We start from the raw sequence: 19,964 nt of genomic DNA on the forward strand, positions 1-19,964 counted from the left end.
GTGAGGAAGTGACGCCGCGGGTCCGCAACAGCGGCTCGGCGCCACGGGTTCTACTGCTGCACGGGCATCCGCGCACCCACACGGCGTGGCGCCCCGGCTCGCCGAGCGGTTCACGACCGTCTGCCCGGGCGCGCGGGGCTACGACAATCCGACAACCCCCGACGGACTCGCGGAGCCTATGTGGCGCCCCGGCCGACCTCCGATCACCCGTCCGTGATCCGGGGCCTGGCCATCCTCGACGCCGTCCCGATCGACGAAGCTCTGGCCGCGCTGAGACGCCCGGTTCGCGCGATCCACGACCCGGCCACCGTCACGGCGATGCTCGAAGACTACCGGGCGGGCCTCGGCGTCGACCGCGCCCACGACGATGCCGACCGAGCCGCGGGCCGGCGGATTTCCAGCCCCGCACTGGTTCTGTGGTCCAGTGACGACGACATGGCGGACCTGTACGGCGACGTCCTGGGCGTCTGGCGGAACTGGGCCGAGGATGACCGAGGGCACGCCATCAAGTCCGGTCACCACGTGGCCGAGGACAACCCGGAAGACCTCGCCGCCGCGTTGGGCGGCTTCTTCAGCCGCCTGCCCGCCGGGTGAGCCGCTCCCGCTGCGGAATCACCACGTACTTCGGGTCCCTTGTGGACTCGACCCCCGCCGCGTAGACGCCGAACCGCGTGCACAGTCCCGAAGCCAGGTAAGCCGCGCCCGCCAACGCACCCGCGACGCGGTTGCGGCTCGCCAGCACCGAAAGTCCCGCGCCGGCGGCCGTCAACGCCTTCGCCGCCTTCAGCAGCTTGCCCGCGCGGCCCGTCCGGTACGGCTCCGACACCAGGCCCAGCCCGGTCTCCAGGTGGTGCTCGGCCACCAGCTCCGCCACCGCGCCCGCGAGCCCCGCCCGGACCGCCGGGCCCACCTCGCCCTCGGGTGCCGCCAGCATCGCCGCGCCCGCGGCGCTCGTCAGCGCGCTGCCCGCGAACAGCACCGGGAGCGTCCCGTGGGCTTCGTGCCACGACGGGGTCGCCGTGTCCGCCAGCAGCACCGCCGTGTACGTGCACATCGCCGGCCCCAGCACGGCCGCGCCCGCCCCCGCGAGCCTGCCGATCGCCGGCAGCTTCCCCGTCACCTCGGACGCCGCCGCCACCGCGGCCAGCCCCGAGAACGGCGAGAGGATCCACGACCCCACCGAAAGCGGTGACGTCGGCTTCAGCACCCGCAGCATGTGCAGGAACCGCGTCGGCTTGCCCAGGTCGTGGATCAGCGCCACGACACTCGCGATCGACCCGCCGGACGCCACGAGCTTGCCCACGCGCGCGAGGCCCGGCCGCCCGGTGACGTCGGCCAGCGCCGCCATCGTCGCCGACGCGCCCGCCGCGCCGCCCAGGAACAGGTACAGCGGCACGTCCGGCTGCTTCCACGCCGGTTCCTTGAGGATCGGCCGGCCGTAGTAGGACTTGAACTCGGCGGGCTCGACCATCGCCCGCTCGCGACGCGGGCTCACCGGCGCCGCCCCAGGAACGACATCGCGACGGCCGCGGCCACGCCGGCCGCCGTCACCGCGGCCCGCTTCCACATCGCCGGCAGGTCATGGGTCGTGACGACCGGGTCCGGCGGCAGCCCATAAACCTCGGGTTCGTCCAGCAGCAGGAAGAACGCGCCGTCGCCGCCGACGCCGTCGTCCGGGTCGTGGCCGTAGAGCCGGGCCTCCGGCACACCCGAGTCGTGCAAGTCGCGCACCCGCTCGTCGGCCCTTTCGCGCAGTTCGTCCAGCTCGCCGAACTGGATCGAGTCGGTCGGGCACGCCTTGGCGCAGGCCGGTTCCATGCCCGCGCCGAGCCGGTCGTAGCAGAGGGTGCACTTGAACGCGCGGCCGTCCGACTCGCGCTTTTCGATGACCCCGTACGGGCACGCCGGGACGCAGTAGCCGCAGCCGTTGCAGATGTCCTGCTGCACGACGACGGTGCCGAACTCGGTCCGGAACAGCGAGCCCGTCGGGCAGACGTCGAGGCAGGCCGCGTGCGTGCAGTGCTTGCAGACGTCACTAGACATCAGCCAGCGGACGCCGGGGTCGTCCTGCCCCGGCGCGCCGACATCCGGCATGCCGAGGTCCACAGTGGACTCGAATTTCTTGGGCTGCTCGACGAAGGCGACGTGCCGCCAGGTGTTCGAACCCAGGGCGCCGGTGTTGTCGTAGGACGAGCCGAGCAGGTCGAGCTCCCCGCGGTCGGGGACGCCGTTCCACTCCTTGCACGCCACTTCGCAGGCCTTGCAGCCGATGCACACCGACGTGTCGGTGAAGAACCCCATCCGGGGCTGGGTGCCGTACTCAGCCATCGGCTCGCCTCCGGTACTCCTCGACCATGGCCGGCAGCGCGGCGCCGCGCGGGCGGCGCCCCGGCCGGATGTCACAGGTGGCCGCCTTCGACTCCTGGATGTGCACGTTCGGGTCCATCACGATCGACAGCAGGTCGTTCGCCGCGTCGCCGCGGGTGAGGCCGTTCGGGCCCCAGTGGTAGGGCAGGCCGATCTGGTGGATCGTCCGGCCGCGGACCTTCAGCGGCTTCACGCGCTCGGTCACGAGCACCCGGGCCTCGATCGCCGTCCGCGCCGAGATGATCGTCGCCCAGCCGCCGTTCTCCAGGCCGCGTTCGGCCGCGAGCGCCGGGGAGACCTCGCAGAAGAACTCCGGCTGCAGCTCCGACAGGTACGGCAGGGTCCGGCTCATCCCGCCCGCCGTGTGGTGCTCGGTGAGCCGGTAGGTGGTGAACACGTACGGGTAGACCTCGCTCCGCGCCGGGTTGTAGGGGTTCGACGGGCTCTCGAGGGTCTGGCGCGTCGGCGACTCCTGCTGGCTGTACAGCGCGTTCTCCACCGGGCTCTCGAACGGCTCGTAGTGCGTGGGCAGCGGGCCGTCGGCCAGGCCGGCGGGGACGTAGAGCCACGCCTTCCCGTCGGTCTGCATGATGAACGGGTCACGCCCGCCCAGCGCGTCCTGCGCCTTCGCGCCCTCGGGCGGCTCGTGGTCCGGCGCCTTGGTGGGCTCGAAGTCCGGGACGTCCGGGCCGACCCACTTGCCCTGTTCGGCGTCCCAGCTGAGCAGCTTCTTCCGCTCGCTCCAGGGTTTGCCGTCCGGGTCGGCGGACGCGCGGTTGTAGAGGATCCGGCGGTTCGCCGGCCACGCCCAGGCCCAGCCCTTCGCGACCCAGTCCTGCTCGGTGCGCGGCTGCCGGTTGGCGGCCTGGTTCTTCCCGTCCGCGCGGACACCGCAGTAGATCCAGCAGCCGCACGCGGTCGAGCCGTCGTCCTTCAGCTGCGTGTAAGCCGAGAGCGGGCCGTCCGGGCCGTGCCCGTTGATCTCGGCGAGCACGGACTCCGCGCTCGGGTCGTCGGTCGGTCCTTCGACCGGGTAGCTCCAGGTGAGGTCGCGGATCGGCGCGTCGCGCGGGTCGTCGCCGACGCGTTCCCGGATCAGCCGGCCCAGGTGGTAGTAGAACCACAGGTCGGACCGCGCGTCGCCGGGCGGTTCGACGGCCTTGTGGTGCCACTGCAGCAGGCGCTGGGTGTTGGTGAAGCTGCCGTCCTTCTCGGTGTGCGCGGCGGCGGGCAGGAAGAAGACCTCGGTGCCGATCTCTTCGGGCTTCAGCTCGCCGGTCTCGACCTCCGGGCCGTCCTTCCAGAACGTCGCGCTCTCGATCAGCTGCAGGTCGCGGACGACGAGCCAGTCGAGGTTGGCCAGCCCGAGCCGCTGGAACTTGCCGTTGGCCGAGCCGACGGCCGGGTTCTCCCCGACCAGGAAGTAGCCCTTGCACTCCCCCTCGATCTGCTTCTGCACGGTCGCGTACGTGCCGTGGTCGCCGGTGAGCCGGGGCAGGTAGTCGAAGCGGAAGTCGTTGCCCGGCTGAGCCGAGTCGCCCCAATACGACTTGAGCAGGCTGACCGCGTAGGAGCGCATGTTGCCCCAGAACCCGGTCTTGCCCGCGTCGGCCGCGACGAACTCGTCGAGGCTCTGGTGCTGGTGCGCGTGCGGCATCGGGATGTAGCCGGGCAGCAGGTTGAACAGCGTCGGGATGTCGGTGGAGCCCTGGATGCTGGCGTGGCCCCGCAGTGCGAGGATGCCGCCGCCGGGGCGGCCGATGTTGCCGAGCAGCGTCTGCAGGATCGACGCCGTGCGGATGTACTGCGCGCCGACCGTGTGGTGCGTCCAGCCGACCGAGTACACCCACGCCGTCGTCCGGTCGCGGCCGGAATTCGCGGTGACCGCCTCGGCGATCTCCCGGAACTGTTCGACCGGCAGACCACAGACGTCGGCGACCAGTTCCGGCGTGTAGCGGGCGAAGTGGCGCTTGAGCACCTGGTAGACGCACCGCGGGTGCTGCAGCGTCTCGTCGGTCTTCGGTTTCGCAGCCACGGCCGCGCCGCCGCTGCCGTAGGTGTCGGCGCGGGCCGTCTGCTGGTGCTCCTCGCCGCCGTGCTGCGACTCCGAACCCGGCTCGCCCGGCCGCTCGGGGTCGGTGGAGCCGGCCGCGGGCACGGTCGGGGCGCCTTCGTACTCCCACGTCGTCATGTCGTACTGGCGCTTCTCGGGGTCGTAACCCGAGAAGACGCCGTCGAGGTCTTCGGTGTCCTGGAAGTCCTCACGCAGGATGGCAGCGGCGTTCGTGTAGGCGAGGACGTACTCCCGGAAGTCCTTCCCTTCGGAGAGGACGTGGTTGATCAGCCCGCCGAGGAACGCGATGTCCGAACCCGCGCGCAACGCCGCGTGGACGTGCGAGACCGCGCTGGTGCGGGTGAACCGCGGGTCGACGTGGATGATCTTCGCGCCGCGGGCCTTCGCCTCCATCACCCACTGGAACCCGACCGGGTGGCACTCGGCCATGTTCGAGCCCTGGATGACGATGCAGTCCGCGTTGGCGAGGTCTTGCTGGAACGTCGTGGCGCCTCCACGACCGAAGGAGGTCCCCAGACCGGGAACCGTGGCGGAGTGTCAAATACGCGCCTGGTTCTCGATCTGGATCGCGCCGAGCGCGGTGTAGAGCTTCTTCATCAGGTAGTTCTCTTCGTTGTCCAGCGTCGCGCCGCCCAGGCTGGCGAAGCCGAGCGTGCGGTTGAGCGGACGGCCCTGCTCGTCCTTGTCCTGCCACGTCTCGGCGCGGGTCTTGAGGACCCGGTCGGCGATCATGTCCATCGCCGTGTCGAGGGGCAGGCGCTCCCAGTCGGTGCCGTAGGGGCGCCGGTAGAGGACCTCGGTGACGCGGCTCGGGCTGGTCACGAGCTGCTTGCTGGCGGAACCCTTCGGGCAGAGCCGGCCGCGCGAGATGGGCGAGTCGGGATCGCCTTCGATCTGCGTGACGCGGCCGTCCTTGACGTACACCTTCTGACCGCAGCCAACGGCGCAGAACGGGCAGATGGACTTGACCACCTTGTCGGCGTCTTCGGTGCGGGCGTGCCATTTCTCCGAACCGTCCGATTTGGCCGCGGCGGCTCGGGCAGTCCGGTCGGGACCGGTCAGCTGCCGGTACACCGGCCAGCCTTCGATCCACCGACGCACACCCATACCTGGCACGGTAGTAGCGATACCCGCGATTCGCAGGTCCAACCATCGGCTCGACGAGTGACGCATCGCGGCCGGATGCCGCGAATGACCCATACGGGGCGTCGGAGGTCCCCAATGAGTCATTCGCGACGTTTCGGGGCCGGGGAGTCAGCTGGTGCGGCGGGTTCCGTCGCCGAGCGGTTCCGTCACGCCCGCCGCGTCGAGGCGTTCCAGCAGCGGGATCATCACCCGGCGGGTGCTGTCCAGGGCCCGCCGCGCCTCCGACACCGTGAACGGCTGGGGCAGCCCGCGCAGCTCGGCCGCCGCGCGTTCCTCGGCGTCCGGGCCGAGCACGACCCCCTCCGCGACCGCCGTCAGCCGGCCGAGGCGGACCGCCGCCGCCAGCTCGCGGCGGCCCAGGCCCAGTGCGCGCAGCTCGTCCGCCTCCGGGGCGCGGAACGGGTGCTCGGCGAGCCGTTTCGCCACCGTTTCCAGGGCCTTCTCGACGGCCGGGGCAAGACCCGCGCCCGGCCGCCGGACGAGCCCACCCGCGACCTCGAACCCCGTGCCCGCCAGCAGCGGGCCGACCAGCTCCGGCGCGGGCAGCCCGAGCCGGTGCCGCAGCGCTTCCACCGGCATCCCCGCGGCCAGGGCGTCCCAGCCCCGCACGATCGTCACGGCCTCGGCGCGCAGCCCGGCGACGCGCGCCGGGTCGGCGAACCAGTCCCCCATCTTCTCGCCCGTCTCCGGCAGGCCCATCGCCGCGAAGTCCGGCGCCGGCACGAATCCGTTCCGCCGCAGGTAGGTCCCGGCGAGATCCGGGTCCGCCAGCTCCTCGCCGCGCGCCCGGGCCGCGCCCCGGCGGGCCAACGACGGCGGGCGGACGTCGAGCACGTCGAACCCGGCGGCGATCCGGTGCTCGCCGGGGTCGCGCAGCAGCCCGCGGTCGCCGACGCGCAGCGGCAGCGCGGCCGCCGTCGTGAGGCGCGCGGTGTCCGTCCCGAGTGGACGGACGCGAACCGGCACCGCCGCCGTGCCGAAGTGCAGCACCAGGTTCCGGTGGACGTCGGCGGCGCGCAGCCGGACGTCGAACTCGGCCGTCGCGTGCCACCGCCCCGGCGTGAGCAGGACGTCGCCGCGCCGGACCTCGGTCCGCGCGGTGCCACGCAGGTTCACCGCCACCCGGGCCACCGCCGTCACCCGGTCGTGGGATTTCCCGAGCGCCTGCAGGCCGCGGACCTTGACCCTCGCGTCGCCGAGCACCAGCTCGTCGCCGACCGCGATCGTGCCCGCCGCGAGGGTGCCCGTGACGACCGTGCCGGCCCCCGAAACGGTGAACGCGCGGTCGATCCACAGCCGCACGTCGGCGTCCGGTTCGGGGGCCGGCAGGCCGCCGGCCAGGGTGCCGATCGCCGCACGCAGCTCGTCGAAACCCGCGCCCGTCGTCCCGCTGACCGCGACGCTCGGCACCGCGCCCAGCGACGTCGCCGCGATCTCGCCCAGCGCTTTCGCGGTCGCGGCCGCCGGGTCGGCCCGGTCGGCCTTGGTGACGACCAGCAGGCCACGCCGGACGCCGAACGCGTCGAGCGCGGCGAGGTGCTCGGCCGACTGCGGCATCCAGCCCTCGTCCGCCGCGACGACGAACAGCACCGCCGGTGCGGGTCCGGCGCCCGCGAGCATGTTCGGCACGAACCGCTCGTGACCCGGCACGTCGACGAACGCGACGTCCTCCTCGCCGATCCGCGTCCAGGCGAAGCCGAGGTCGATGGTGAGCCCGCGGCGCCGTTCCTCGGCCCACCGGTCGGGTTCCATCCCGGTCAGCCGGCGCACCAGCGTCGACTTGCCGTGGTCGACGTGCCCGGCCGTGACGATCACCCGCATCGGCGGACGGCTTGCCGGACCCGCACGTCTTCTTCCGGCCGCACGGTCCGCAGGTCGAGCAGGCACCGGTCCCGTTCGACGCGGCCGACGACCGCGGGCTCGCCGGTCCGCAGCGCGACGGCGTACCGGGCGGGCAGGCTCACCGCGACGCTGGGCAGCTCGACGCCCGGCGCTCCCCCGCCGCCGACGGCCGCGACCGACGAGACGACCCGGGCGTCGACGCCGTCCAGCGCCTGGACCAGGGCTTCGGCGCGCTGCCGGAGACAGTCGAGGGACACGTCGAGGGCGGCACGAACCGGCGGTTCCGGTCCGCGCAAGGTCGCTTCGAGCGCGGCCAAGGTGAGCTTGTCGACGCGAAGAGCCCGCGCGGCGGGGTGCCGCCGCAGCCGTTCGACGACGTCGGCGTCCCCGAGCAGGAGGCCGGCCTGCGGGCCGCCGAGGAGCTTGTCGCCGCTGGCCGTGACGACTGTGGCGCCCGCGCGCAGGGCGGTCGCCGCGTCCGGCTCGTCGGGCAGGATCGGGTGCGGAGCCGGCAACCCGGATCCGATGTCGGCCACGACGGGCACGCCGAGCCCGGCCAGCTCGCCGAGCGCCACCTCCGACGTGAAGCCGGTGACGCGGTAGTTCGAGGGGTGCAATTTGAGGACGAACCCGGTGTCCGGGCCGATCGCCTCGGCGTAGTCGCGGAGTGACGTCCGGTTCGTCGTGCCGACCTCACGCAGCCGGGCGCCGGTGGATTCGAGGAGGTCGGGGATGCGGAAGCCGTCCCCGATCTCGACCAGCTCGCCGCGGCTGACGACGATCTCGCGGCCCGGGGCCAGGGCGAGCGCGCAGAGCAGCAGGGCGGCGGCGTTGTTGTTGACGACGTGCACCGCGCCGGCGTCCGGGACGGCCGCGGCGAGCGCCGCGAGGGCACCGCGGCCGCGCCGGGCGCGCTCGCCGGTCGCCAGGTCGAACTCGACGTCGGTGGCGCCTCCGGCCGCCACGAGCGCGTCCAGCGCGGCCGCGGACAGCGGGGCGCGGCCGAGGTTGGTGTGCACGACGACGCCGGTCGCGTTGACCACCGGCCGCAGCGACGCCGCGCTCGCCGGAAGCCGCGCGAGCACGGCGTCGACGACGTCTTCGGCGGCGATTTCCCCGGCCCGCGCGGCCTGCTGGGCGGCTCGGACGGCCGCTTTGACCAGGTCACGCCCGAGTGTCCCGGCCGCTTTCGCGACGCGGGGCTCGGCCAGGACCGCGTCGGTGCGCGGGATCGCGCGCCGCGGGTCAGGCATGGCGGAGGCGGACGGGAATCGAACCCGCCAGCGGCAGGACCTGCCGCTCAACGGTTTTGAAGACCGTGCCGGTCACCAGGCCGGATACGCCTCCCTGCACCATGGCGACCATCCTGCCAAGGTTGGGGCGGGCGGGCACGATGAAGCGGTGGAATACCGACTCACGCAGTACGCGCACGGGGGCGGCTGTGCGTGCAAGATCCCGCCGGGCGAACTCGAGGAGGCCGTCCGCGGCCTGACCGGGAGCTCGCCCGCCGACCCCGCCGGCGAGCTGCTCGTCGGCCTCGACACCGGCGACGACGCCGCCGCGGTCCGGATCTCCGGGTCGACCGCGCTGATCGCGACCACGGACTTCTTCACCCCGGTCGTCGACGACGCCTACGACTGGGGGCGGATCGCGGCGGCCAACGCGCTGTCCGACGTCTACGCCATGGGCGGCACGCCGGTGGTGGCGGTCAACCTGCTGGGCTGGCCGCGGGAGACGTTGCCGTTCGAGCTCGCGGGCGAGGTGCTGCGCGGTGGCCTCGACGTCTGCGGCAAGGCCGGCTGCCACCTGGCCGGCGGGCACAGCATCGACGACCCGGAGCCGAAGTACGGACTGGCCGTCACCGGCGTCGCGGATCCTTCGCGGCTGCTGCGCAACGACGCGGGCCGCGCGGGCGTGCCGCTGACGTTGACCAAGCCGCTCGGCGTCGGCGTGCTGAACTCGCGGCACAAGGCGACCGGCGAGCGGTTCGCGCAGGCGATCGACGTCATGACGACGTTGAACGACGAGGCGGCCCGCGCCGCGCTCGCCGCCGGGGCCGTCTGCGCCACGGACGTCACCGGTTTCGGGCTGTTGGGTCACCTCCACAAGCTGGCGCGGGCCAGCGGGGTGACGGCCCGGCTCGACCCGGCCGCGGTGCCCTACCTCGACGGGGCGCGCGAGGCTCTGCGCGACGGGTATGTCAGCGGCGGCTCGCGCCGGAATCTCGACTGGGTGAGCCCGCACGTGGACGTGTCCCGGATTTCGCCGGACGAGGCGTTGCTGCTGGCCGACGCGCAGACGTCCGGCGGGCTGCTGGTCGCCGGGGAGCTGCCGGGCCACCCGGTGATCGGGGAACTGGTGCCGCGCGGGGAGCACACGATCGTCGCCGGCTGAGTTTTCGGGCCGTCCGGGTTGGGTACGCGGGGATCATGCCTGCACCGGACCGTTCCAGCCTCGAACAGCACCTGGCCGAGACCGACTACCCGTGCGGCCGCGACGAGCTCCTGCGGCGCGCGGCCGCGGCCGGCGGCGGCGACGCCGTGCTCGGAACGCTCGGCGGCCTGACAGAAGGCGACCGGTACGAGAACTTCGACGCCGTGTGGGAGGCGGTGTCGGCCAAGCACATCGGCGGAGCGCCTTAGACGAGGCGCTCCACGGCGTCGCGGGCTTCCTTGAGGTCCGCGCCGGTGTTCTCGCGGTAGACCTTGATGGCTTGGATCTTCTTGCCTTCGCGCACCAGGGCGGCGACCTCGGCGAGCCCGGGCTCCTCGACGGTCACCCCGAGCTGGGCGACGATGGCGTCCAGCTTCCTTTCCATCCGGTCGAGCCGGCGGCCGAGCCTGCGTTCGGTGTTCGAGGCCCCCAGCCCGACGACCGTGATGAGCAGGACGATCCCGAGCAGCAGCATCCCGTAGTCCATGGCCGGTCATGCTACGTGCGCCGAAACTGTCGGTGCTCGCGGTTAAGGTGGCCGGCATGACGACTTTGCCGGATCGCCCCAAGACTGCTTTGCTCGTTGTCGACGTCCAGAACGGCGTGATGGAGGGGGCTCACGACCGCGCGGCGGTCCTCTCGAACATCGTCACGCTGGTGGAGAAGGCGCGCGGCGGTGGGGTTCCGGTCGTGTGGGTGCAGCACACGAGTGAGGAGCTGCCGCGCGGGAGTTCGGTGTGGGAGTACGTGCCGGAGCTGGTGCCGGATTCGGCGGAACCCCTGGTGCATAAGGAGTACGGGGACTCGTTCGAGGACACGGAGCTGGAGGCGGTGCTGGCTTCGCTGGCGGTCGGGCGGCTGGTGGTGGCCGGGGCGCAGACGGATGCCTGTATCCGGTCGACGTTGCACGGGGCGTTCGCCCGGGGGTACGACGCCACTTTGGTGGCGGATGCGCACACGACGGAGGATTTGACGGCGTACGGGGCTCCGGAGCCGGGGGCTGTTGTCGCGCACACCAATTTGTATTGGGGGTTTCAGACCGCTCCGGGACGGACTGCGGGGACGGTCAAGACCGATGAGGTGGACTTCGGGGTGATGGCTTCGGCTTGAGCCGGGGGGCCGGGGGGCCGGGGGGCCGGGGGCCGGGGGCCGGGGGCCGGGGGCCGGGGGCCGGGGGCCGGGGGCCGGGAGAGGTTAGTTGGCGAGGGGCACCGAAATGCTCGGCTGCGGCCAGCCCACCAACCTGCGGCCGGTCGCTCGGCATCTGCCGAACCGTCCGGCCCACCGCCTGCCGCGCCCGGCGCTCTCACCCCGAGCCCTCGTACCGAGCCGCGATCGCCGCCGCACGATCTCGGAACTTCTCCCGCAGTACCTCCGGCTCGATCGCCTCCACCTCCGCGCACAGCTGCCACAGCGCCCACTCCGCATGGCGCAGGTCCTGGAACGTCACCTCCAGCAGCAGCCAGCCGTCCCTCTCCGCCACTTCCGCCGCCCACACCGCGACCGCCATCCCGAGCAGCTCCTCGCGCCGCGCCGGGCTCACCCTCACCGACACCGTCAGGTGCCCATCCGCCAGAAAGCGCGCGCAACGTTCCCGCCAAGCCCTGACCAAGTCGACGTCACGCGGACGCTCAGCCGGCTCCGCCAACTCCGCAGCCGACAACACCCGCGACAACCGGTAAGTCCGATCCGAACCGGACCTAGTAGCCAGCAGATAACCCCGCTCGCGGACCGTCACCAACCCGATCGGGTCCACCGCGCGCCACCTGGCTCCTCCCCCGCCGCCGCGTAATGGATCCGCAGCTTCCGCCCCGCCAGCACCGCGCGCCGGATCTCGCCATCGTCGCCTCCCGTACCTCGGCAGCAGCCACCTGGCGGGACAGCAGGTCCGTCAGCTGGCCCTGAGCCTCGACAACCTGGAGGCCGTGCTCGGCGAGGCCGGCATGACGCTGGCGAACCTCGTCCGGCTCAACGTCTACACCACCGACGTCGACGGGCTCTTCCCGCACTACGGCGTGCTGGCCGCCCGGCTCGGTGCCGCCGGGGTGGCACCCGCGACGACGATGCTCGGCGTGACGCGGCTGGCCATCCCCGGCCAGCTCGTCGAACTGGAAGGCACGGCGGTCGCCTAGGACGTACGGCTTCGAGCTGCGCCGGCCGCTCGAAGCCGTACGATCCACCTCGATGTGGTTGGTGGCGCTGCCGGCGGGAGATCGACTCCGCGACGCGGTACGGCGGCGCCGGTTCACGCGCCGCGCAGGTGGTCGCGCAGCTCCCGGGCCACCCGGGCCATCAGGACGTCCGCCTCCGGCTGGAGGACCGCCGGGACCCGCGACTCCGTCAGCGCCACCACGCCGAACACCCGCCCGTCCGCGTGCTCGACCACGCCCGCCTCGTGACGCAGGTTCAGCAGCGTCCCCGTCTTGGACGACCAGCGGGCCGCGTCCGAGGCGAAGTCCGGGGTCAGCCGGTGGCGGATCACGTTGTGCGCCATCAGTTCCCGCACGCCCGCCGCCACTGCCGGGTCGATCCGGGACGGCGTCCACAGCGCCTGCAGCAGGTCGAGCACCGCCCGCGCCGACGCGGCGTTCGCGCGCGTCACGTCCAGCTGGGCCAGCCGGTGCCCGCGGCCCGCCGTGCCCGCGCCGATCGCCAGCGCGTGCGCCAGGTCCACCTCGCCCGCGTCGAAGCGCTCGGCCGGGGTGTCGACGAGGTCGGCCATCAGGTGGCGCACGGCGATCCCGGACAGGCCCCACCCGTCGAGCGTCCGCATGATCTCGGCCGGCGGGGTCAGTCCGAACAGGACGTCGGCCGCCACGCCGTCGCTCAGCGCGGTGCTCAGGTACAGCAGGTCGTCGACCGCGATCCGGGCCGGGTGGCGGAACCGCGTCAGCCCGATCGGCCCGGGCGTGGTGACGCCGCCGGGCGCGACCTCCAGCTGCGTCGCGCCGTCCAGCTCGCCGAGGCGGATGCGCTCCAGGGTCGCCGCCGCGAGCGGGACCTTGACCAGGGACGCGATCGGGTACACCCGGTCGGCGTCGATACCCAGTTCGTGGCCGGACTTCAGGTCGCGGACCAGGAAAGATCCGCGCAGCCCGCCGTCGTCCAGCTCCGTGCGCAGCTGCCGGACCAGCGCTTCCGCGCTCACGCCTCGGCTCCCAGGCACCGTCCGACGGCGGCGGACAGCCCCCGAAGCCGCTCGGCGTCCTCTCCCGCCACGGCGAACCCGCGCGCCGGTGCGACCTCCCCGACCGGTCGCCAGTGCAGTCCCAGTTCGCCGGCCTGCGCCCGCGAGCACAGCAGGAGGTCCGTCGAGCCGAACACCGCCGCGGCCGCCTCGGTCAGCGATCCGGCCACCTCGACCTGCGCGGGCGGCAGCCCCACGGCGTCACGCGCGCGCAGGAGCGGGTCGCGGATGTGCGGGACGTCGTCCTCCGGCTGGATCCACACGTGCCGCCGCGGACCGCCGGACCGCCCGGCCCGCAACGTCTCCAGGTGCACCAAGCGCGCCTTCGGGGCAGCCACGCCGGCCAGGCCCAGCGGCACGGTCCACGCGCCCTCGTCCGCCGGGACCGCGACGAGTGCCGCCCGCACCTCCTGCGTGCGCACGAGCTCGGCCCGCTCCCCCGGCGGCGCGATGCGGAATTCGAGATGGACCTCCAGCGGGCGGGCCTCGGCGGCGAGTTCGGCCAGCTCGCGCACGCCGCAGGTGTCCGGGACGGCCACGCGCATCGGCCGCAGCCGGGCGCGCCGCGCGTCGTGCTCCAGAGTGTCGGCCAGCCGCACCAGCCGTTTCGCCGACGGCAGGACGTCCCGGCCGAACGGGGTCAGCCGCGCCCGCCGGGTCGAGCGGTCGAAGAGCCGTTCGCCGAAGTGCCGTTCCAGTGCCGCGATCCGCCGGCTCGCGACCGGCTGCGGGATGCGCGCGACCGCCGCACCCGCCGTGAAGCTTCCCGCCTCGCTCACGCTCACGAACGCCCGGCAGCCGCCGATCAGGTCCATGACCTCACTCTATGCGACTTCCGCATTGAACCGCACGTTTCCGTCTTGGACAGCATGAGCGATGCCGGTGAGACTGCGGAGGTCGGTCAAGATCGAAAGGGTGTCCCGTGCCGTTGCCCCACGTCCACCGGACCGCGCTCGCCGCGCTGGTCCTCGTTTCGCTCACCGCGTGCGCCGCCGAAGCCCCCGCGCCGGCCGCACCCGCGCCTTCGAGCACCGTCGTCGCCCCGCAGGCGGACTTCACCCCGCTGGAACGGGAGTTCGACGCGCGCCTCGGCGTCTACGCCGTCGACACCGGGTCCGGGCGCGAACTCCTCCACCGCGCTGACGAACGTTTCGGCTACGCCTCGACGCACAAGGCGTTCTCCGCCGCCGCCGTGCTCCAGCGCACGAGCGTCGACGGGCTGGCGAAGGTGCTGAAGTACACGCGCGCCGACCTGCAGGAGAACTCGCCGGTCACCGAAAAGCACGTCGAGACCGGCATTTCGCTGCGCGACGCGATCGACGCGGCCCTGCGCTACAGCGACAACACCGCCGCGAACCTGCTGTTCCGCGAGCTCGGCGGGCCGCCGGGGCTCGCCGCCGCGCTGCGCGGGATCGGTGACACGACCACGCACGTGGACCGGATCGAACCCGGCCTCAACGACCTGGCGCCGGGCGACGTCCGGGACACCAGCACCCCGCGGGCGATGGCCACGAGCCTGCGCGCGTTCACCGTCGGCGACGCACTGCCGCCGGAGAAGCGGCAGATCCTGACGGACATGATGCGCGCGAACCTGACCGGCGCGGCCCTGATCCGCGCGGGCGCGCCCGAGGGTTGGGCGGTCGCCGACAAGACGGGCACCGGCGAGTACGCGACGCGCAACGACATCGCGGTGGTATGGCCGCCGGGGCGAGCGCCGATCGTGCTGGTGGTGATGTCGGACAAGAAGACCGAGCACGCCGACCACGACGACCGGTTGATCGCCGCGGCGGCGAAACTCGCCTTCAGCGCTCTCCAGTGAACGATGGCCTGGCTCAGGACCAGTACAGGTCCATCGAGAACTTCTGGTCGCCCAGCTCCACGTAGCAGAAGAAGTTGGTCGTGCCGGGAATCTCGCCGTTGCCGCTGTAGTTCCCGGTGACCCTGAGACCGCGTGCGTGACAGGAGTCGAAGGTGTAGAAGTAGTTTTCGTAGTAGGTCGTCCAGCCGTTCCGAAGTGGAGTAGCCGTCGCCGAGCTGTGCGCCGGCTCGGCGGCGGCGACCAGGCCGGCGGACGACAGTCCCAGGAGCGCGCTCGTCAGACAGACGACGGGCAGCAAAGAAGCGATGAACTTGCGCATTGTTCTCCCCTTTTGTCGAGCCTTCAGCAGTCTGCGGTGAGCACGCGCACCCGCAGGTCGACGCCGTGGGTGCCGATGACCTCCGCCCGGACGAGGGCACCCGGTTCCGGCGCCTCCTCCGGGAACGTCACGTGCCCGTCGACTTCAGGGCCCTGGTGGGCCGCCCAGCCGTGGCCGCCCGTTCCGACGAGGACCTCGACGACGCTGCCGATCCGCTCCTCCGCGCGGCGGGACACCACGTCGTCGGCCAGCAGCGACAGCTCCTCGACCCGCTCGGCCAGCAGCGACGCCGGCACCTTGGCCGGCAGGCCGACGGCCTCGGTGCCGTCCTCGTCCGAGTAACCGAACACCCCGGCCGCGTCGAGCCGGGCCTGCTGCAGGAACTGCTTCAGCTCGGCGAAGTCCGCGTCGGTCTCGCCCGGGAAACCGGCGATGAAGTTCGAGCGCACCCCCGCGTCCGGCGCCAGCGCCCGGATCCGCTCGAGCAGCTGCAGGAACCGCTCGCGGTCGCCGAACCGGCGCATCCGGCGCAGCACCGGCCCGCTCGCGTGCTGGAACGACAGGTCGAAGTACGGCGCGATCCCCGGCGTTCCGGCGATCACCTCGACGAGCGTCGGGCGCAGCTCGGCGGGCTGCAGGTAGCTGACCCGGACGCGGTCGGCGATGCCGGCCAGCTTCGGCAGCAGCTTCTCCAGCGCCTGCAGGTCGCCGAGGTCCTTGCCGTAGGACGTCGAGTTCTCGCTGACCAGCACCAGTTCGCGCACGCCGTGGCCGGCCAGCCACTCGGCTTCGGCGAGGATCTCGGCGGGCGGGCGGGAGACGAACGCGCCGCGGAAGCTCGGGATCGCGCAGAACGTGCAGCGCCGGTCGCAGCCCGACGCCAGCTTCAGCGGCGCGATCGGGCCGCCGCCGAGCCGGTGCCGCAGCACCCGCGGGCCGCTCGCCGGCCCGTGCCCCGGCACGTGGGCCACGGCCGCGGCGGGCCGCCGCACCGGCGTGATCGGCAGCAGCGTCCGCCGGTCGCGCGGGGTGTGCGCGGGCCGGGTCCGGCCGTGCAGGACGTCCTCGATGCGGTCGCCGATCTCGGGGTAGTCGTCGAACGACAGGACGGCGTCGGCTTCGGGCAGCGCGTCGGCGAGTTCGCGGCCGTAGCGCTCGGCCATGCAGCCGACGGCGACGACCTTCGCGCCCTTGCCGGACGCAGCGAGGACCGTGTCGATCGACTCCTTCTTCGCCGCTTCGATGAACCCGCAGGTGTTCACCACGACGACGTCGGCTTCGGTGCCGGGTTCGGCGAGCTGCCAGCCCGAGCCGCCGAGCCGGGCGGCGAGCTCGTCGGAGTCGACCTCGTTGCGCGCGCAGCCCAGGGTGACCAGGGAGACCGTGCGCACGGCGATCAGTACTCGACGACGGCGACGGTCGGCGGCTTCGAGTCCCCGATCGCGGAGACGATGCCCCGGCCTTGGCCTTCGTCGCCGATCGCCCGGGTCTGCACCAGCACCGGCGCGTCGACCGCGGGCGCGACGGCGTTCAACGGCAGGTAGGCGGTGACGACCAGGCCGCTCGCGAGCAGCACCCGGGCGATCTTGCGCCGCCGGTCGCCGGATTCACGGACGCTGACGCAGGTACCCCACTGCTGCCCGGCCGGCGCGTCCGGCGTGCTTTCCTGACGGCGACGGCGTTCTTCGGCCATCCGCTCGAGCATGCTCACGGTTCCCCCTCGGAGTCCGGTGCCGGGTCGGCCCGAGAATCGCACGCGGCGCGAAGCCCGCTCAAGGTCTTCACCGGAACTGGCCGGAACCGGTCAGTGACCACCGAACAGCCGCCGGACCTCGGCTTCGACGTCGTCGAGCCACCCGGCCCGCCGCTCCTCGTCGGTGTCGGCGACCACCCGCAGGACGAGCCGCCGCACGGCCGGCTCGCCGAGGTAGGGCGCGAGGCAGCGCCGCCAGATCGCGTCCAGCGGATCGCCGAAGAGCGTCCGCTCGCGCTCTTCGGTGGTGTCCGAAGTGTTCACGACGAGCAGCCCGCGCAGCGACAGCAACGACTCCGGCGCGCCGCCGGCGTCGTCGAGGCGGTACGCCACGCCGGGGACGAGGATCCTATCGAGCCAGCCGCTCAGGATGGCCGGCGGCTTGCCCCACCAGTTCGGGTGGATCGCGACGAGCCCGCCCGCTTCCCCCAGTTCCTCGCGGTGCCGGCGCACCAGCGGGTCCGGTTCGGCGGCGAGGAACTCCTCCGCCCGCGTCCCGCTCGTGTAGGCCTCTTCGGCGGTCAGCACCGGGTCGAAGCCCTCGGCGTAGAGGTCGTGGAAGCGCACCGGCCGCCCGGCGCGGGTCAGCGCGTCGCGGACCCGCTCGGCGAGCGCGTGGTTGAAGCTCCCCGGCCGGGGGTGGGCCAGCAGGACGACCACCGGCCGGGACTCGTCGTCGATCACCGCGTCAGCTTGCCACGCCGGCCCGGCGGCTCAGCCCGCGTTCGCCAGCAGACCCGGCCCGGCGGGCGCGCTTTCCATCAGGCAGCGGTGGCACGGCATGCCGCGCAGTCCGTCGAGGACTTCGGCGTCGCCGGGGAAGATCGCTTCGCCGCACAACGCGGTCAGCTGCGCGGGCACCGCGCCCGCGGCCGGGACGGGGATCAGGTGGCAGACGCGTCTGCTTTCGCCGACGACGCCTCGGCGTAGCCGCACCAATGCGAGCATCCCACCGTTCTCACCCATAGCCGAAAGGTAGGCCGAACGGGTCATCACGGCTTCGTGCCCGCGCACCAACGATCTTCACGACCGGTGGTCCGGGATACCAAAGTCAGGCCGTCGACAGCACGGCCGCGCCCAGGCGGTGGCTCAGGTTCAACGCGAGTTCGACGTCGAGGCGGCTCTCCGCGAGCTCGCGCGGCAGGAGCTCTTGGGCCTTGCGGACGCGGTACTGCACGGAGTTCTTGTGCATCGTCAGCTCGCCCGCGGCGGCGGTGTAGCTGCCGCCGGAGGCGAGGAACACGCGCAGGGTGTCGCGCAGCCGGCCGCAGTTCTCGTCGTCGGCGCTCAGCGGCCCCAGCGTGCTCGCGACCCACAGCCGGGCCGCGTTGAGGTCGGTCGTCATCAGCGCCACCGTGCCGACCTCCCGGAAGGTCAGCACGCGGTCGCAGTGCTCGCCGGCGGCCAGCGCCAGCGCGTGCACCCGGCGGGCCTGCTGGTGGGTGTCGCGGAAGCCGGCGACGCCGGTGCCGGGGTCGCCGACCGTCACGCGCACGCCGGGGTCGGCTTCCGCGAGCGCCGCGTCGAGGTGTTCGCGGCGGACTGCCGCGACCGGCAGCCACGCCCACGCGCCGGCTTCGTCGCGGGGCACGAACAGCGGCCGCCCTTCGCCGCCGGCTCGTTCGAGCACCGCGCCCGCGACCGACTCGAGGTGTGACAGCACGTCGTGCGCCTCGGACGCGTGCCAGACGATCATCCCGACGTGCGTGCCGCGCAGCCGGTAGCCGATGACCGCCTCGGCCGCGTCGACGTCGGCCGGGCCGCCGTTCTCGCTCAACAGGTCCAGCACCTTGGCGGCCCGCGCGGCGCTCCGGTTGAGCAGCCACTTGTCGCGTTCGTCCTGGTAGACTGTCACGAGCTGGCGCACCACCCGCGTGATGAACTCGTAGGCGACCTTGAGCAGGCGCCGCATCATCGCCCCGAGCAGGGCCGCGTCGTCGACGTGCCGGATGCACTCCTGGAACCCGAAGTCGAGCATCGCGGCCTGGCCGAGGTCGTACGCGCGGATCAGGTCGAACACCGGGGTGCCGCGCTGGGCGAGCCGGCGCGCGTACTCCACGGCCGCGGCCGGCGGTTCGACGTTGGCGGGGTCGATGCCGTGCTGGAGGATCTGCAGCGCGGTCTCGATGTTCTGGTAGACGCTCGCCGACAGCAGGCTCACCATGCGCTCGTCGTCGTTGACCAGCTGCGGCAGGTCGGCCGCGTAGAGCTGGACCAGTTCCCCGGCCAGCTCGACCGCCCGGTCCGCGAGGGTGGCGGCGATCTGCCGGATGCGGTCCGAGACGGCTTCTTCGTCCACCATGGAGCTACTCTACGGGGTGAACGATCAAGCCCGTCCGGTGAACTCGTCGATCAAGGCGAACGTTTCGGCCGGGGCCTGAACGTGCGGCACGTGCCCGGCACCCGCCACGACCTCGAACCGCGCGTCGGCGAACGCGGCCGCGTAGGCCTTGCCGAACTCCGGCGGCACGACGACGTCGTCCTCGCCCCAGATCAGCAGCGCCGGGATCCGCACCCGGGCGAGCCGGCGCAGCAGCTTCGGGTCGGCGATCCGCGGGCCGGCGTAGGCCCGCAGCGCCGCCATGTCCGCGGGGTCCGGACCGGGCGCGCCGGGCGGCGGCTGGGGCAGGCTGATGGCGTGGCCCTCGACGTCCGGGCCGATGCCGTCGAGCACGACCAGCCGGGAGATGCGAGCGCCGCGGTCGCGAACGGCCATTTCGGACGCGACCCAGCCGCCGAACGAACTGGCGACGACGAGGACGTCGTGGGCTTCCTCGTCCTCGAGCAGGTCGAGGTAGGTCACGGCGAGGTCGTCGACGCCGGCGAACCAGTCCGGGCGCGGCGTGCCGGCCCAGCCCGGGTGCGTCGGCGCGAGCACCCGGGCGTGCGGCGCGAAGTGCTCGACGATCGGCTCGACACCCCGTGGGCCGGCGCCGCCGTGCAGGACCAGCACGGTGCGGTCGCCGGCGCCGGTGTCGACCAGCGGGATGTCCAGTCCGGGGTGGGGACGCAGGTTCACGGTTC

The 19,964-nt window shown here is 73.0% G+C and carries 21 protein-coding genes, 1 tRNA gene and 1 pseudogene; 6 read left to right on the forward strand and 17 right to left on the reverse strand.

Annotated elements, in window-relative coordinates:
• Nucleotides 1-213 precede the first annotated feature (213 nt).
• Entirely contained in the window at nt 214-594 is a 381-nt protein-coding gene (locus BLV96_RS51090) for an alpha/beta fold hydrolase (protein ID WP_244180964.1), read from the forward strand.
• Here the strand turns inward: BLV96_RS51090 and nrfD are convergent.
• The 6 genes from nrfD to BLV96_RS45755 form a co-directional block, all read right to left on the reverse strand.
• Complete coding sequence (gene nrfD, locus BLV96_RS45725; protein ID WP_086675472.1) at nt 572-1,495, reverse strand: NrfD/PsrC family molybdoenzyme membrane anchor subunit; 924 nt, start codon at nt 1,493-1,495, stop codon at nt 572-574. The genes BLV96_RS51090 and nrfD overlap by 23 nt on opposite strands.
• On the reverse strand, nt 1,492-2,328 hold the full coding sequence (locus tag BLV96_RS45730) for a 4Fe-4S dicluster domain-containing protein (RefSeq protein ID WP_086675471.1): 837 nt from the start codon (nt 2,326-2,328) through the stop codon (nt 1,492-1,494). Before BLV96_RS45730 ends, nrfD begins: the two co-directional genes overlap by 4 nt.
• Nucleotides 2,321-5,548 (reverse strand): formate dehydrogenase, encoded by a 3,228-nt coding sequence (gene fdh / locus BLV96_RS45735; protein ID WP_167379946.1) that lies wholly within the window; start codon nt 5,546-5,548, stop codon nt 2,321-2,323. Before fdh ends, BLV96_RS45730 begins: the two co-directional genes overlap by 8 nt.
• A 147-nt stretch (nt 5,549-5,695) precedes the next feature.
• Nucleotides 5,696-7,408, reverse strand: coding sequence for a selenocysteine-specific translation elongation factor (selB, locus tag BLV96_RS45745; protein ID WP_086675468.1), 1,713 nt, complete (start codon nt 7,406-7,408; stop codon nt 5,696-5,698).
• Nucleotides 7,399-8,682 (reverse strand): L-seryl-tRNA(Sec) selenium transferase, encoded by a 1,284-nt coding sequence (gene selA, locus BLV96_RS45750; RefSeq protein WP_086675467.1) that lies wholly within the window; start codon nt 8,680-8,682, stop codon nt 7,399-7,401. The genes selB and selA overlap by 10 nt, the downstream gene beginning before the upstream one ends.
• Nucleotides 8,682-8,776, reverse strand: a tRNA-Sec gene (locus BLV96_RS45755). Before BLV96_RS45755 ends, selA begins: the two co-directional genes overlap by 1 nt.
• 54 nt (nt 8,777-8,830) lie before the next feature.
• On the opposite strand from BLV96_RS45755, the gene selD reads away from it, so the two are divergent.
• Together selD and BLV96_RS45765 are read left to right on the forward strand one after the other, a co-directional pair.
• Nucleotides 8,831-9,823 (forward strand): selenide, water dikinase SelD, encoded by a 993-nt coding sequence (gene selD, locus BLV96_RS45760; protein ID WP_086675466.1) that lies wholly within the window; start codon nt 8,831-8,833, stop codon nt 9,821-9,823.
• 35 nt (nt 9,824-9,858) lie between these two features.
• Nucleotides 9,859-10,071 (forward strand): DUF2795 domain-containing protein, encoded by a 213-nt coding sequence (locus BLV96_RS45765; RefSeq protein ID WP_086675465.1) that lies wholly within the window; start codon nt 9,859-9,861, stop codon nt 10,069-10,071.
• Here BLV96_RS45765 and BLV96_RS45770 read toward each other — a convergent pair.
• Nucleotides 10,068-10,349 (reverse strand): hypothetical protein, encoded by a 282-nt coding sequence (locus BLV96_RS45770; protein ID WP_086675464.1) that lies wholly within the window; start codon nt 10,347-10,349, stop codon nt 10,068-10,070. The two genes, BLV96_RS45765 and BLV96_RS45770, sit on opposite strands and share 4 nt — an antisense overlap.
• Nucleotides 10,350-10,405: 56 nt before the next feature.
• Here BLV96_RS45770 and BLV96_RS45775 point away from each other — a divergent pair, with 56 nt between their 5' ends.
• Entirely contained in the window at nt 10,406-10,972 is a 567-nt protein-coding gene (locus tag BLV96_RS45775) for an isochorismatase family protein (protein WP_086675488.1), read from the forward strand.
• A 196-nt stretch (nt 10,973-11,168) separates the two neighbouring features.
• Here BLV96_RS45775 and BLV96_RS51650 read toward each other — a convergent pair whose 3' ends face one another.
• Nucleotides 11,169-11,405: a WCX domain-containing protein gene (locus BLV96_RS51650; RefSeq protein ID WP_482746382.1), complete on the reverse strand. Its 237-nt coding sequence runs from the start codon at nt 11,403-11,405 to the stop codon at nt 11,169-11,171.
• A 349-nt stretch (nt 11,406-11,754) separates the two neighbouring features.
• On the opposite strand from BLV96_RS51650, the pseudogene BLV96_RS45785 reads away from it, so the two are divergent.
• A pseudogene (locus tag BLV96_RS45785) lies at nt 11,755-11,994 on the forward strand (RidA family protein); the annotation flags it as partial.
• A gap of 113 nt (nt 11,995-12,107) precedes the next feature.
• Here the strand turns inward: BLV96_RS45785 and BLV96_RS45790 are convergent.
• Nucleotides 12,108-13,010 carry a serine hydrolase gene (locus tag BLV96_RS45790; RefSeq protein WP_086679343.1) on the reverse strand — a complete coding sequence of 301 codons (903 nt, stop codon included), beginning with the start codon at nt 13,008-13,010 and terminating at the stop codon, nt 12,108-12,110.
• Entirely contained in the window at nt 13,007-13,864 is an 858-nt protein-coding gene (locus BLV96_RS45795) for a LysR family transcriptional regulator (protein WP_086679344.1), read from the reverse strand. The genes BLV96_RS45790 and BLV96_RS45795 overlap by 4 nt, the downstream gene beginning before the upstream one ends.
• A 107-nt stretch (nt 13,865-13,971) precedes the next feature.
• Between BLV96_RS45795 and bla the strand changes: the two genes are divergently transcribed.
• Complete coding sequence (bla, locus tag BLV96_RS45800) at nt 13,972-14,868, forward strand: class A beta-lactamase (protein ID WP_086679345.1); 897 nt, start codon at nt 13,972-13,974, stop codon at nt 14,866-14,868.
• 13 nt (nt 14,869-14,881) lie between these two features.
• On the opposite strand, the gene BLV96_RS45805 is transcribed toward bla, so the two are convergent.
• The 7 genes from BLV96_RS45805 to BLV96_RS45835 all read right to left on the reverse strand — a co-directional run bounded on the left by BLV96_RS45805 (nt 14,882) and on the right by BLV96_RS45835 (nt 19,959).
• On the reverse strand, nt 14,882-15,187 hold the full coding sequence (locus BLV96_RS45805) for a hypothetical protein (protein WP_086679346.1): 306 nt from the start codon (nt 15,185-15,187) through the stop codon (nt 14,882-14,884).
• A 23-nt stretch (nt 15,188-15,210) separates the two neighbouring features.
• Nucleotides 15,211-16,578: a 30S ribosomal protein S12 methylthiotransferase RimO gene (gene rimO, locus BLV96_RS45810; protein ID WP_425266227.1), complete on the reverse strand. Its 1,368-nt coding sequence runs from the start codon at nt 16,576-16,578 to the stop codon at nt 15,211-15,213.
• A 5-nt stretch (nt 16,579-16,583) separates the two neighbouring features.
• A complete protein-coding gene (locus BLV96_RS45815) occupies nt 16,584-16,898 on the reverse strand; it encodes an uS12 family ribosomal protein (RefSeq protein ID WP_143051140.1) in 315 nt (104 codons plus the stop codon).
• A gap of 93 nt (nt 16,899-16,991) precedes the next feature.
• Nucleotides 16,992-17,624 carry an NAD(P)H-dependent oxidoreductase gene (locus tag BLV96_RS45820; RefSeq protein WP_086679349.1) on the reverse strand — a complete coding sequence of 211 codons (633 nt, stop codon included), beginning with the start codon at nt 17,622-17,624 and terminating at the stop codon, nt 16,992-16,994.
• Between the two features lie 30 nt (nt 17,625-17,654).
• A complete protein-coding gene (locus BLV96_RS45825) occupies nt 17,655-17,906 on the reverse strand; it encodes a hypothetical protein (RefSeq protein ID WP_244180965.1) in 252 nt (83 codons plus the stop codon).
• A gap of 85 nt (nt 17,907-17,991) precedes the next feature.
• Nucleotides 17,992-19,242, reverse strand: a complete 1,251-nt coding sequence (locus BLV96_RS45830; RefSeq protein WP_091390410.1) for a PucR family transcriptional regulator — start codon at nt 19,240-19,242, stop codon at nt 17,992-17,994.
• Nucleotides 19,243-19,266: 24 nt separating this feature from the next.
• Nucleotides 19,267-19,959, reverse strand: a complete 693-nt coding sequence (locus BLV96_RS45835; protein ID WP_244180966.1) for an alpha/beta fold hydrolase — start codon at nt 19,957-19,959, stop codon at nt 19,267-19,269.
• Between the last annotated feature and the right edge of the window lie 5 nt (nt 19,960-19,964).

It is taken from the genome of Amycolatopsis pretoriensis, assembly GCF_900107925.1.
Classification (GTDB): domain Bacteria; phylum Actinomycetota; class Actinomycetes; order Mycobacteriales; family Pseudonocardiaceae; genus Amycolatopsis; species Amycolatopsis pretoriensis.

Coding starts and splice junctions, on each gene's coding strand:
- BLV96_RS45825 (WP_244180965.1), bottom strand. CDS start 17,906: ATGGGTGAGAACGGTGGGATGCTCGCATTGGTGCGGCTACGCCGAGGC.
- BLV96_RS45805 (WP_086679346.1), bottom strand. CDS start 15,187: ATGCGCAAGTTCATCGCTTCTTTGCTGCCCGTCGTCTGTCTGACGAGC.
- BLV96_RS45775 (WP_086675488.1), top strand. CDS start 10,406: ATGACGACTTTGCCGGATCGCCCCAAGACTGCTTTGCTCGTTGTCGAC.
- BLV96_RS45830 (WP_091390410.1), bottom strand. CDS start 19,242: ATGGTGGACGAAGAAGCCGTCTCGGACCGCATCCGGCAGATCGCCGCC.
- BLV96_RS45770 (WP_086675464.1), bottom strand. CDS start 10,349: ATGGACTACGGGATGCTGCTGCTCGGGATCGTCCTGCTCATCACGGTC.
- BLV96_RS45730 (WP_086675471.1), bottom strand. CDS start 2,328: ATGGCTGAGTACGGCACCCAGCCCCGGATGGGGTTCTTCACCGACACG.
- BLV96_RS45765 (WP_086675465.1), top strand. CDS start 9,859: ATGCCTGCACCGGACCGTTCCAGCCTCGAACAGCACCTGGCCGAGACC.
- selB (WP_086675468.1), bottom strand. CDS start 7,408: ATGCGGGTGATCGTCACGGCCGGGCACGTCGACCACGGCAAGTCGACG.
- selA (WP_086675467.1), bottom strand. CDS start 8,682: ATGCCTGACCCGCGGCGCGCGATCCCGCGCACCGACGCGGTCCTGGCC.
- BLV96_RS45795 (WP_086679344.1), bottom strand. CDS start 13,864: ATGGACCTGATCGGCGGCTGCCGGGCGTTCGTGAGCGTGAGCGAGGCG.